Origin of the sequence: Modestobacter sp. VKM Ac-2986 (assembly GCF_026967795.1) — a bacterium.
In the GTDB taxonomy this organism is placed as follows: Bacteria; Actinomycetota; Actinomycetes; order Mycobacteriales; family Geodermatophilaceae; genus Modestobacter.
Genome location: NZ_JAPVBH010000001.1, coordinates 327213 through 339222 on the forward strand (window position 1 = coordinate 327213; position 12010 = coordinate 339222).

The following is a 12010-nucleotide window of genomic DNA, read 5'->3' on the forward strand; positions in this document are numbered from 1 at the left end:
TGTACCGACCAGCGGAAACGCCCCGTCACCCGAAGGGGTGACGGGGCGTTCCGGAACGGCGGTGGCTCAGGCCGGTCGGGGCGTCGCCTTCGGGCGGCGGACGACGAACGGGCCGATGGCGAGCAGGTCGACGGGGGCCGAGCCGAAGCACTCCAGGGCGTCCCGCGGGTCGTCGACCATCGGGCGTCCGGCGGTGTTCAGGCTGGTGTTGACCACGATCGGCAGGCCGGTGCGCCGCTCGAACGCCGAGATCATCCGGTGCACCAGCGGGTCGACCTCGGGGTCGATCGTCTGGATGCGCGCCGTCCCGTCGACGTGGGTGACGGTGGGGATCTTCTCCCGCCACTCCGGCGCCACGTCGTGCACGAAGAGCATGTACGGCGAGGGGATGGGGCCGCGGCTGAAGATCTCCGGGGCCTTCTCCAGCAGCACCATCGGCGCGACCGGGCGGAACTGCTCGCGGCCCTTGACGTCGTTCATCCGCTCGAGGTTGCCCTCGAAGCCGGGGTGCGCCATCAGCGAGCGGCGGCCCAGCGCGCGCGGGCCGAACTCGCTGCGGCCCTGGAACCAGGCGACGATGCCGTTGTCGGCGAGGACCTCGGCCACGGCCTCGGCGACGTCGTCCGGGCGCTCGTAGTCGATCGAGGCGGTGATGAGCACCTGCTCGATCTGCTCGTCGGTCCAGCCGCGGCCCAGCGCGGCACCGGGCATCGGCTGGGTCTCCTCGCCGAGCTCGCGGGCCACGTGCAGCGCCGCACCCAGCGCGGTCCCGGCGTCACCGGCGGCCGGCTGCACCCAGACCTGCTCGAACGGGCTCTCGGCCAGGATGCGGGTGTTGGCCACGCAGTTGAGCGCGGTCCCACCGGCCAGGGTGAGCACCTCGTCGCCGGTCTGGGCGTGCACCCAGGTGGCGAGGTCGATGAGGACCTCCTCCAGCCGCTGCTGGACGCTGGCGGCCAGGTCGGCGTGCGCCTCGGTCCACTGCTCGCCGCTGCCCAGCCGGGGGGCGAACTCGGAGTAGTCGACCTTGTCGGTGCGGAAGCCGCCGTCGTCGGTGGCCCGGATGAACTCCGACAGCGCGCCGACGAAGCGCGGCTTGCCGTAGGAGGCCATCGCCATGACCTTGAACTCGTCGGAGCTGCGCAGGAAGCCCAGGTGGTCGGTGAGGTCCTCGTACATCAGGCCCAGCGAGTGCGGCAGCGCCTGGCCGGCGAGCACCTCGAGCTGGCCGTCGCGGTAGCGGCCGGCCAGGTGGCTGTGCGCCTCGCCGCGGCCGTCGAGCACCAGCACCGAGTTGTCCCGCAGGCCGGCGCGGGCGGGTGCGGCCAGACCGGCCGAGGCCGCGTGCGCGACGTGGTGCTTGACGAAGCGGACCTTGGCCGGGTCGAGCCCGGGCAGGGCGTGGGCCAGGAAGTCCGGGGCCATCTCCGCGTACTTCTTGCGCATGACGTCGCCGTCGTCGAACAGCCCGGACTCCTCCGGGGTGCCCATCAGCTCCGGGTCGAAGGAGTAGGCGACCGCGTCGAGCTCCTCGGGGCGGATGCCGGCCTCGCGCAGGCACCAGGCCGCGGCGAGCTCCGGCAGTTCCCAGGCGCTCCACGGCAGCGGGCGCTTGCCGTGCTTGCGACGGCTGAAGCGCTCCTCCTCTGCCGCGGCCACGACCACTCCGTCGACGACGAGGGCCGCCGACGGGTCGTGGTAGATCGCGTTGATGCCCAGCACCTTCACGTGCGCACTCCTCCCGGCCGGGCACGTCCTGCCCGGTCCCTGGGCCCATGATCGCAGTGTGCGCGCCGGTCACGCACGGTCAGCGCCTGCCGGGTGGGCAGGTTCACCTCGCCGGGGGACGTCAGGACACGGGCAGCCGGTGCACAGGGGTGGGCTCCAGGAAGGGCGTGCTGGAGCCGATGGAGAGGTGTGTCCTCCTCCCCGGTCCTCTCGTGCCCCTCGCCCGTGCCGGGCGCCGCGGACCTGCTGAGCGCCCACGGCCTGCCCGAGCACGCCCCGGTGGAGCAGCTGCAGGCGCTCACCCGGGTGGCGGCGGCCCTGTGCGGCACCCCGACCGCCGTCGTGAACCTGCTGGACGAGACGTACCAGCACCAGATCGCCGACGGCAGCTCCGCCGTGGCCGCCACCGCCGCGTCGGACTCGATGTGTGCAGCCGCCCTGCGCGACCCCGCCCTGCGGCACGTGCCGGACACGCTCCTGGAGCCCGCATTCGCCGGCAACGCGTGGGTCGACGGCCGCATCGGGCGCGTGCGGTCCTACGCCTCGGCGCCGATCGTGCTCACCGGGGGTGTGGCCATCGGCTCGCTGTGCGTCTTCGCCGAGCAGCCCGGCCGGCTGGACGTGCGGCAGACCGAGGCGCTCGCGGACCTGGCCCGGCAGGCCGCCGTCCTCATCGAGCAGGCGCAGCAGGCGCGGGAGGCGGCCGCCCAGGCAGCGCTCTTCCGGCTGGTGGCCGACGGGTCGGCCGACGTCCTCTGCCGGCACGCCCCGGATGGCACCGTCCACTACGTCTCCCCCTCGCTGCGCCACGTGCTCGGCCACGAGCCGGTCACCGGCGTCCGGGCCGCGGACCTGCTGCGCATCCACCCCGAGGACCTGCCGGCCGTCGAGGAGGCCGTCCGGGAGGTCCTGGCCGGGCGCGACGCCGGTGCGGTGCTCTTCCGCGCCGGGCACGCCGACGGGTCGGTGCGCTGGTTGGAGGCCCGGCTGGCCCCGATCCTGGACGAGGTGGGCCGGGTGCGGGAGCTGCACACGGCCGCCCGGGACGTCACCGACCGGGTGCACGCCGCCCAGGAGCTCGCCCAGGTCGCCGAGCAGGCCGCGGGCCTGGTGGAGACCTGCGCCGACGCGCTGGTCTCGATCGACGAGGACAACCGCGTCGTCGACTGGAACCCCGCGGCCGAGGAGACCTTCGGCTGGTCGCGGGAGGAGGCCGTCGGCCGCGACCTGTCCGACCTGATCATCCCGGCCGAGATGCGCGCGGCGCACCGGGCGGGCATGGACCGGCTCCGCGGCGGCGGGGAGGCCCGCATCCTGGGCCAGCAGGTCCAGGTGACCGGGCAGCGGCGTGACGGCAGCCGGCTCCCCGTCGAGCTGACGCTCTGGCGCAACCGCGGCCGGGACGGCTGGCGCTACAACGCCTTCCTCCGGGACGTCACCGACCGGGTCGCCGCGGAGGTGGCGCTCGGCGCAGCCCGGGACGACGCCGAGCGCCGCGCCGCGCTGACCACGGCCATCCTGCAGACCATCGACGTCGGCATCGTGGCCTGTGACGCCGAGGGCCGGCTCACCGCCTTCAACCGCGCCGCCCACCAGCTGCACGGCCGCACGGGGGAGGCCGACGTCGACCCCGCGGAGTGGCTCACGGGGGCCGAGCTGCGTGCGGCGGACGGCCGGACCCCGCTGGCCGCCCAGGAGCTGCCGCTGCGCCGGGTGCTGGCCGGGGAGGACGTGCACGGCGTCCCGCTGGTCATCGCCGCTGAGGGGCGGGACCCGCGCACCCTGTCGGTGGACGGCCGCGTCATGCGGGACGCCACCGGCCGCGTCCTGGGCGCCGTCGTGGCCCTGGAGGACGTCACCGAGGAACGCGCCCGGGGCCGAGAGCTGATCGAGGCGCGCGACCAGGCGCTGGCCAGCACCCGGGCCAAGACCGCCTTCCTGGCGGCGGCCAGCCACGAGATCCGGACGCCGCTCAACGGCGTGCTGGGCACCCTGGAGCTGCTCGAGCTGGAGCGGCTGACCGCCCGGCAGGGCGGGTACGTCGCGGTGGCGCGCAGCTCCGGCGAGGCACTGCTGCGGCTGCTCAACGACGTGCTGGACCTGTCCAAGGCGGAGACCACCGCGGTCGAGCTGGCCAGCGAGGAGTTCAGCCCCGGCGACGTGGCCCGCGACGTGACCAGCGCGATGACCCCGGTGGCGGCCCGCAAGGGGCTGTCGGTGTCCCTGCACGCACCCGCCGACGAGCGGCTCGTGGGCGACCCGGGCCGACTCCGGCAGGTCTTGATGAACCTGGTCGGCAATGCGGTGAAGTTCACCGCCCGGGGCGAGGTCGCCGTCTCCGTGGAGCTCGGCCCGGGCGGCCGGGACCGCACCCGGCTGCGTCTGTCGGTCCGGGACACCGGCGCCGGCATGAGCGCGGCCGAGCTGGCCGGGCTCTTCCAGCCCTTCTCGCAGGGCGCGCAGGGTCAGCGGTACGGCGGCACCGGCCTCGGGCTGGCGCTGAGCCAGCAGCTGGTGGAGCTGATGGGCGGGCGGGTCGACGTGCACAGCACGCCCGGCAGCGGGTCGACCTTCGTCGTCGACGTCGAGCTGCCCACCGCAGCGACCTCGACGGCCCCCGTCTCCTCCGGGCCGTCGGGCGAGGTGCCCCCCGGCCCGGCGCCAGCGGCCGAGCCGGCCACCCACCGGGCCCCGCGGGTGCTCATCGCCGACGACAACGAGGTCAACCTCATGGTGGCCGCCGCGCTGCTGGGCACCGCCGGTGCCGAGGTCGTCACGGTCGAGGACGGCGACGAGGCCGTGGCGGCCGTGCAGCGCGAGCGCTTCGACCTGGTCCTGCTGGACAACCAGATGCCCCGGATGTCGGGCGTCGAGGCGGCCACCGCCATCCGCGCGCTGCCCGGCCCCGCCGGTGCGACCACCCTGGTCGCGCTGACGGCCAGCACCGGGGAGGACCAGCGCGCCGCGTTCGCCGCGGCCGGCGTCCAGGGCTTCCTGGTCAAGCCGGTGCGGCTGGCCGACTTCCGCCGGCTGCTGGCCGAGACGACCGCGGCCGGTTCAGCCGGCGCGGCGGCGGAGCAGCTCGTGGTCGATCACGGCCTGCAGGGCCAGGGTCTTGTAGCCGACCTCCTCGAACAGGACGACGACCCGGTCGTCCTCGTGCCGCATGACCAGGCCCGGGCCCCACTCGGAGTGCTCGACCGCTGAGTCGATCGGGAACGGGTGGTCGGCGTCGGCGGTGTGCTGCTGGTGGGAGGAGCCCGCGCTGCAGTTGTCGCAGTTCCCGCAGGGCTCGTCGAGTTGCTCGCCGAAGTAGCCGAGCAGGTACTGGCGGCGGCAGCCGGTGGTGTCGGCGTAGCCGCGCATCATCTCGATCCGGCTCTCGTCGACCTTGATGTGCTGTTGGGCGACGAGTCGGGCGGCCGCGGCGGCCTCGCCCGGCGCGGGGGCGTCCGGGGCCGGTGACGCCGTCCCGTCGTCGTCGAGGACGACGGCGCCGGCCTGCTCGAGCAGGTTGAGGTCGCGCACCAGCGGCGTGGCCGCCCGGCCGGTCTCCGCGCGCAGCTCGTGGACGTCGACGCCGTCCATCCCGGCCTCGGCGCCGGCGCGCACCAGCCCGGCGACCTGCTGCAGCTCCTGCTCGGCCGGTGCCCCGGCGGCGAAGAACTTGCGGATGCCCAGGTCCTCCTGGCGGTACATGAGGACGGCGACCGCCGGTTCGCCGTCCCGGCCGGCGCGACCGATCTCCTGGTAGTAGCTGTCGACGGAGTCCGCGGGCTCGGCGTGCACCACGAACCGCGTCTCGGGCTTGTCGATGCCCATCCCGAACGCGGTGGTGGCCACGACGACGTCCAGCTCGTCGTCCATGTACCGGCGCTGGACCTCCTCGCGGTCGCTCTTCTTCAGCCCTGCGTGGTAGGCCGCGGCGCGCAGTCCGCGGCCGGTGAGCGCCTGGGCGAACTCCTCGGTGCCCTTGCGGGTGGCGCTGTAGAGGATGCCGATGCCCTGCTGGCTGAGCTCGGCGACCTTGTCCAGGATCGCGTGGTGCTTGTGCTGGGCGTCGGCGTGGTGCTCGACCTCCAGCCGGATCTCCGGCCGGTCGAACCCGGCGACGACGACCTCCGGGTCGGCCATCTCCAGCCGCTCGACGATCTCCGCGCGCACCGGGGGTGCGGCGGTCGCGGTCAGCGCGAGCACGGTCGGGTGGCCCAGCTGCTGCACGACCCCGCCCAGGCGCAGGTAGTCGGGGCGGAAGTCGTGGCCCCAGGCGGAGACGCAGTGCGCCTCGTCGACGACGAACAGCGCTGGCGCCGAGGTGCGGATGGCCTCGACCACCTCGGGCTTGGCCAGCTGCTCCGGGGCGAGGAAGCAGTAACGGACCGTCCCGTCGCGCATGCCGTCGAGCACGGCCTGGTGCTCGAGCGCCGACAGTCCGGAGTTGAGGACGGCGGCCCGGCCGACGGCGTCCTCGCCCAGCTCCTCCAGGCGCTGCACCTGGTCGCGCTGCAGGGCGATCAGCGGGGAGACGATGAGGACGGGGCCGTCGAGCAGCAGGCCGGCGACGGTGTAGACCGCGGACTTGCCCGCGCCCGACGGCAGCACGGCGAGGGTGTCGTGCCCGGCGGCGACGGCCTTCATGGCGTCCTCCTGACCGGGGCGGAAGCCGGTCAAGCCGAGGACGTCGCGGGCGACCTGCCGGATGCGGCGGGTGCGTACCGACGCCGACCCCCCGGCCTTGGTGGTCGGGGCGGCGGGACGCTGGACGGTCGCGGTCACCGGCACCGACTTCCCGGGCCCTGAGATCGACAAACGACTCCCAGGTCAGGGGCGGGGTTAGGCACCTCTACCGGGTTGCCTACAACCGTGTAGTTCTGCCGTCCGCAGCTGCGGTCCTCGGCTGGTTGTCGGGCCGCATCCGCGGAACTAGCCTCCCGGGTATGCCCACCTCCTACCGGATCGCAGAGGCCGCGGCACTGCTCGGCGTCAGCGACGACACCGTCCGCCGCTGGATCGACGGCGAGCGGATCGCCGCGACCCGGGAGGGCGGGCCGATCCAGGTCGACGGCGCCGACCTGGCCCGGCTGGCCGCGGAGCTGCACGAGGCGCCGCAGCCCGGCGCCACCCGTTCCTCCTCGGCCCGCAACCGGCTCACCGGCATCGTGACCCGGGTCGTGCGCGACACCGTGATGGCGCAGGTGGAGCTGCAGGCCGGGCCGTTCCGGGTGGTCTCGTTGATGTCCCGCGAGGCCGCCGACGAACTCGGCCTGGAGCCCGGCGTCCGCGCCGTCGCCACGGTCAAGGCCACCCAGGTGAGCATCGACGTGCCCTGAGGTCAGGTCACGTCCCGCCCCCGCGGCGCCGGGCAGCTGTCCAGCCACTGCCGCTCGGCCTCGTCGAACACCCGGCTGCGGGTGAGGAACCGGACGCCCTCGGGTGCCTCCAGGCTGAACCCGGCACCCCGCCCGGGGACGACGTCGAGCAGCAGCTGGGTGTGCGCCCAGGCCGCGTACTGCGGGCCGGAGATCCACACCGGGCTCACCTCATCGGGGATGGGCTCCCCCGGGCGGTGCGCCGGCGACGGCTCGTCGGGGTGGGCGTCGTCGAGCAGGCCGAGCAGCACGTCGTCGTCGCCCACGATGAACTCGTCCCGCGGGAAGCACATCGGCGCCGAGCCGTCGCAGCAGCCGCCGGACTGGTGGAACATCAGCGGGCCGTGCGTGGCCCGGAGGCGACGGACGACGTCCGCCGCCCCCGGGGTGAGCGCGACCCGGTCGACGGGCGCGGGGCCGGTCAGAAGAACCCCTGGGCCTTCGTGCTGTAGCTGACCAGCAGGTTCTTGGTCTGCTGGTAGTGGTCCAGCATCATCTTGTGGTTCTCCCGGCCGATGCCGGAGGCCTTGTAGCCGCCGAAGGCCGCGTGCGCGGGGTAGGTGTGGTAGCAGTTCGTCCACACCCGGCCGGCCTGGATGTCCCGTCCGGCCCGGTAGGCGGTGTTGCCGTTGCGGCTCCACACCCCGGCCCCGAGGCCGTAGAGGGTGTCGTTGGCGATCGAGATGGCGTCGGCGTAGCCGTCGAAGCCGGTCACCGAGAGCACCGGCCCGAAGATCTCCTCCTGGAAGACCCGCATGTCGTTGCGGCCCTCGAAGATCGTCGGCTGGACGTAGTAGCCGCCGTTGAGGTCCCCGCCCAGCATCGCCCGCTCTCCACCGGTGACCACCCGGGCGCCCTCGGCCCGGCCGATGTCGAGGTAGGACAGGATCTTCTCCAGCTGGTCGTTGCTGGCCTGCGCGCCGATCATCGTGTCGGTGTCCAGCGGGTTGCCCTGACGCACGGCCTTGGTGCGGATCGCGGCCAGGCCCAGGAAGTCGTCGTAGATGGACCGCTCGATGAGCGCCCGGGACGGGCAGGTGCACACCTCGCCCTGGTTGAGGGCGAACATCGTGAAGCCCTCCAGCGCCTTGTCCTGGAAGTCGTCGTCGGCGTCCATCACGTCGGCGAAGAAGATGTTCGGGCTCTTCCCGCCCAGCTCCAGGGTCGCCGGGATCAGGTTCTGCGAGGCGTACTGCAGGATCAGCCGCCCGGTCGTGGTCTCCCCGGTGAAGGCGATCTTGCGGATCCGGTTGCTGGAGGCCAGCGGCTTGCCGGCCTCGACGCCGAAGCCGTTGACCACGTTGAGGACGCCGGGCGGGAGCAGGTCGGCGATCAGCTCCACCAGGTGCAGGATCGACACCGGGGTCTGCTCGGCCGGCTTGAGGACGACGCAGTTGCCCGCCGCCAGCGCCGGTGCGAGCTTCCAGGTGGCCATGAGGATCGGGAAGTTCCACGGGATGATCTGGCCGACGACGCCCAGCGGCTCGTGGAAGTGGTAGGCGACGGTGTCCTCGTCGATCTGCGAGATCCCGCCCTCCTGCCCACGGACGGCGCCGGCGAAGTAGCGGAAGTGGTCGATGGCCAGCGGCAGGTCGGCGGCCAGGGACTCGCGGACGGGCTTGCCGTTGTCCCACGTCTCGATGACGGCCAGCTGCTCGAGGGACTGCTCCATCCGGTCGGCGATCCTGAGCAGGATGTTCGACCGCTCGGCCACCGAGGTCTTCCCCCAGGTCTCGAAGGCGCCCCACGCGGCGTCCAGCGCGGCGTCGATGTCGGCGGCGGTGCCGCGGGCGACCTCGCAGTAGACCTGGCCGGTGACCGGCGTCGGGTTCTCGAAGTACTGCCCGCTCGCCGGCGGGGTCCACGCGCCACCGATCCAGTTGTCGTAACGGGCCTTGAGGGTGACCGTGCTGTCCGGGCTGCCGGGTGCGGGGTACGTGGTCATGCTTCGCCTCCTGAGCGACCGGCACGACGGTGTGACCGGCGACACGGCCACGCTAGGCCCGACCGCTGTGCGGGGCAATGGTCGTCGTCCCGCCGGGCCCACGCCCGGGCGCTCCTTCTCACCTGCGGCACATCGGCCGTAGGATCTCCGCACCTGCGGATGCGCCGCTCCCGGGTCACCCCTGCCCGGGAGCTGTCATGTCGAACCGGTCCCTGCGACTGACCGTCGCCGCGGCGGCTGTCCTGGCCCTCGGCGCGTGCACCGGTCCCCCGGCGGCGGACGCACCGGCTGGTGCCGCGACCGGCACCGCCACCGACACCGCGTCGACCGCCGACGAGGGCCTGAGCGGCACGCTGACCGTCTTCGCCGCAGCCTCGCTCACCGACGTCTTCACCACCCTCGGCGAGCAGTTCGAGCAGCAGCACCCCCAGGTCGACGTCCAGTTCAGCTTCGCCGGCAGCTCGGCGCTGGCCGCCCAGCTCACCCAGGGCGCCCCGGCCGACCTGTTCGCCGCCGCCGACGAGACCCAGATGGCCCGGGTGCAGGAGGCCGGCCTGGTCGAGGACCCGAAGGGCTTCGCGGCGAACCGGCTCATGCTCGCCGTCCCGCCGGCGAACCCCGCCGGCCTGCGCCCGCCCGAGGGGCAGCCGGGCCTCCCGTCGCTGGCCGAGGTCCTCACCTCCGACGTGACGCTCGCCGTCTGCGCCGAGGAGGTGCCCTGCGGTGCCGCGGCCGCGGAGGTGCTCGCCGCGGCCGGGCAGCCCGCCACGCCGGACACCTACGAGGAGGACGTCCGCGCGGTCCTGACCAAGGTGGAGCTGGGCGAGGTGGACGCCGGGCTGGTCTACGTCTCCGACGTCGCGGCGGCCGGGGACGGGGTCGTGGCGTTCGCGTTCCGCGAGGGCGAGCAGGCGGTGAACCGCTACGAGGCCGCCGTCCTGACCGCCGCGCCGAACCCGGCCGCGGCCCGCGCCTTCAGCGAGCTGGTGCGCTCCGACGCCGGGCAGGCCGCGCTGGGCGCCGCCGGCTTCCCGCCCGCGTGAGCCGCCGGCGCCGCGACGGCGGTGTCCCGGCGCCGCTGCTGGTCCCGGCCCTGCTGGCGGTCGCCTTCCTGGTGCTGCCGCTGGCCGGCCTCGTCGTCCGGGCGCCGTGGTCGCAGATCGGCCCGCAGCTGGCCAGCCCGGGCGTGGGGCAGGCGCTGCGGCTGTCGCTGGTGTCGGCGACGCTGGCCACCGCCGTCTCGCTGCTGCTCGGCGTCCCGCTGGCCTGGGTGCTGGCCCGGTCGACCCTGCGCGGGCGGTCGGTGCTGCGGGCGCTGGTCACCGTGCCGCTGGTGCTCCCGCCCGTGGTCGGTGGCGTCGCGCTGTTCCTGGTGCTCGGCCGGCAGGGCATCGTGGGTCGCTGGCTGTTCGAGGCGACCGGGTTCTCGCTGCCCTTCACCACCGCCGCGGTCGTGGTCGCCGAGACCTTCGTGGCCATGCCGTTCCTGGTGATCAGCGTCGAGGGCGCGTTGCGTGCCGCCGACGCCCGCTTCGAGGACGCCGCGGCCACCCTGGGCGCCGACCGCTGGACGACGTTCCGCCGGGTCACGCTGCCGCTGGTGGCCCCGGGGGTCGCCGCCGGGGCGGTGCTGTGCTGGGCGCGGGCGCTGGGGGAGTTCGGCGCCACGATCACCTTCGCCGGCAACTTCCCCGGCACGACGCAGACCATGCCGCTGGCGGTCTACCTGGCCCTGCAGCGCGACCCGGAGGCGGCGATCGTGCTCAGCCTGGTGCTGCTGGCGGTCTCGCTGGCCACCCTGCTGCTGCTCCGCGGCCGCTGGCTGGGCCGGACGGTGAGTGCGTGACCGCCCATGGAGTCCCAGCGGTCCACTTCTGGCGCCCTGGGACTCCATCGGGGGCAGCGACGTGAGCCTGGAGGCGCACGTCGTGGTGCGGCGGGGGGCGCTGGAGGTCGACGTCCAGCTGTCGGTGGCCGACGGCGAGGTGCTGGCGGTGCTCGGGCCGAACGGTGCAGGCAAGTCCACGATCTTGCGGGTGCTCGCCGGGTTGCTCCCCCCGGACGGCGGACGGGTGGTCGTGGACGGGGACCGGGTCTGGGACGACGACACCGCGCACCTGCCCCCGCACCGGCGGCCGATCGGCATGGTGTTCCAGGACCACCTGCTGTTCCCGCACCTGTCGGTGACCGAGAACGTGGCCTTCGGGCCGCGCTCCCGCGGGGTCCCCCGGGCGGCGGCCCGCGCGGCGGCCACGGCCTGGCTGGACCGGGTCGGGCTGGCCGGGCTGGGCGACCGCCGTCCCGGCCAGCTGTCCGGCGGGCAGGCGCAGCGGGCGGCGCTGGCCCGGGCGCTGGTGGGGGAGCCGCGGGTGCTGCTGCTGGACGAGCCGCTGTCGGCGCTGGACGCCCGCACCCGGCTCACCGTGCGGGCCGAGCTGCACCGGCACCTCACCGACTACGCCGGCAGCGCGGTGCTGGTCACCCACGACCCGGTCGACGCGATGGCGCTGGCCACCCGGGTCGTGGTGGTCGAGGACGGCCGGGTCGTGCAGGCCGGCACCCCCGCCGAGGTGGCCCGCCGCCCGCGCACCGACTACGTGGCCCGGCTGGTCGGGCTGGTGCTGCTGGCCGGCACGGGCGCGGGGACGACGGTCGCCCTCGACGGCGGCGGCGCGGTCGCGGTGGCCGAGGAGGCGCGCGGGCCGGTGTTCGTCGCCGTCCGGCCGGAGTCGGTGGCGCTGTACCTCGAGCGCCCGGCCGGCAGCCCGCGCAACGTCTGGCCGCTGACCCTGGTCTCGGCCACGCCGCACGGCTCGGTGGTGCGCTGCGACCTGGCCGGGGAGGTGGCGCTGACCGCCGACGTCACCGCCGCCTCCTTCGCCGAGCTGGGCCTGGCGCCCGGTGCGCAGGTGTGGGCCTCGGTCAAGGCCTCCGAGGTCGCCGTCTACCCGCGCTGAGCCCTCTGCCT

General features: G+C 74.5%; 8 protein-coding genes and 2 pseudogenes. 6 read left to right on the forward strand and 4 right to left on the reverse strand.

From position 1 onward, the window contains the following. Positions 1 to 66 precede the first annotated feature (66 nt). Positions 67 to 1728 (reverse strand): carbamoyltransferase family protein, encoded by a 1662-nt coding sequence (locus O2W14_RS01515; RefSeq protein WP_269174322.1) that lies wholly within the window; start codon positions 1726 to 1728, stop codon positions 67 to 69. A gap of 279 nt (positions 1729 to 2007) precedes the next feature. Between O2W14_RS01515 and O2W14_RS01520 the strand changes: the two are divergent. Beyond that, a pseudogene (locus O2W14_RS01520) lies at positions 2008 to 4743 on the forward strand (PAS domain S-box protein); the annotation flags it as partial. Positions 4744 to 4785: 42 nt separating this feature from the next. Here O2W14_RS01520 and O2W14_RS01525 read toward each other — a convergent pair. Further along, positions 4786 to 6504, reverse strand: a complete 1719-nt coding sequence (locus tag O2W14_RS01525) for a RecQ family ATP-dependent DNA helicase (protein ID WP_269174323.1) — start codon at positions 6502 to 6504, stop codon at positions 4786 to 4788. A 161-nt stretch (positions 6505 to 6665) separates the two neighbouring features. Between O2W14_RS01525 and O2W14_RS01530 the strand changes: the two genes are divergently transcribed. Beyond that, positions 6666 to 7058, forward strand: a complete 393-nt coding sequence (locus O2W14_RS01530; RefSeq protein ID WP_269174324.1) for a TOBE domain-containing protein — start codon at positions 6666 to 6668, stop codon at positions 7056 to 7058. Between the two features lie 2 nt (positions 7059 to 7060). On the opposite strand, the gene O2W14_RS01535 is transcribed toward O2W14_RS01530, so the two are convergent. Both O2W14_RS01535 and exaC read right to left on the reverse strand, forming a co-directional pair. Then, positions 7061 to 7522: a DUF779 domain-containing protein gene (locus O2W14_RS01535; RefSeq protein WP_269174819.1), complete on the reverse strand. Its 462-nt coding sequence runs from the start codon at positions 7520 to 7522 to the stop codon at positions 7061 to 7063. Then, complete coding sequence (gene exaC, locus O2W14_RS01540; protein WP_269174325.1) at positions 7519 to 9042, reverse strand: acetaldehyde dehydrogenase ExaC; 1524 nt, start codon at positions 9040 to 9042, stop codon at positions 7519 to 7521. Before exaC ends, O2W14_RS01535 begins: the two co-directional genes overlap by 4 nt. Positions 9043 to 9239: 197 nt before the next feature. On the opposite strand from exaC, the gene modA reads away from it, so the two are divergent. From modA to O2W14_RS19980, 4 genes and pseudogenes are all read left to right on the forward strand, one after another. After that, the gene (modA, locus tag O2W14_RS01545; protein WP_269174326.1) at positions 9240 to 10085 is read left to right on the forward strand and encodes a molybdate ABC transporter substrate-binding protein; all 846 of its coding nucleotides are present in this window, start codon (positions 9240 to 9242) and stop codon (positions 10083 to 10085) included. Continuing rightward, on the forward strand, positions 10082 to 10888 hold the full coding sequence (locus O2W14_RS01550; protein ID WP_269174327.1) for an ABC transporter permease: 807 nt from the start codon (positions 10082 to 10084) through the stop codon (positions 10886 to 10888). Before modA ends, O2W14_RS01550 begins: the two co-directional genes overlap by 4 nt. A gap of 94 nt (positions 10889 to 10982) precedes the next feature. Then, positions 10983 to 11423, forward strand: a pseudogene (locus tag O2W14_RS19975) (ATP-binding cassette domain-containing protein); the annotation flags it as partial. A gap of 120 nt (positions 11424 to 11543) precedes the next feature. Next, positions 11544 to 11999 (forward strand): TOBE domain-containing protein, encoded by a 456-nt coding sequence (locus O2W14_RS19980; protein ID WP_442928824.1) that lies wholly within the window; start codon positions 11544 to 11546, stop codon positions 11997 to 11999. The last annotated feature ends 11 nt before the right edge of the window (positions 12000 to 12010 follow it).

Coding starts and splice junctions, on each gene's coding strand:
- modA (WP_269174326.1), top strand. CDS start 9,240: ATGTCGAACCGGTCCCTGCGACTGACCGTCGCCGCGGCGGCTGTCCTG.
- O2W14_RS01530 (WP_269174324.1), top strand. CDS start 6,666: ATGCCCACCTCCTACCGGATCGCAGAGGCCGCGGCACTGCTCGGCGTC.
- exaC (WP_269174325.1), bottom strand. CDS start 9,042: ATGACCACGTACCCCGCACCCGGCAGCCCGGACAGCACGGTCACCCTC.
- O2W14_RS19980 (WP_442928824.1), top strand. CDS start 11,544: ATGGCGCTGGCCACCCGGGTCGTGGTGGTCGAGGACGGCCGGGTCGTG.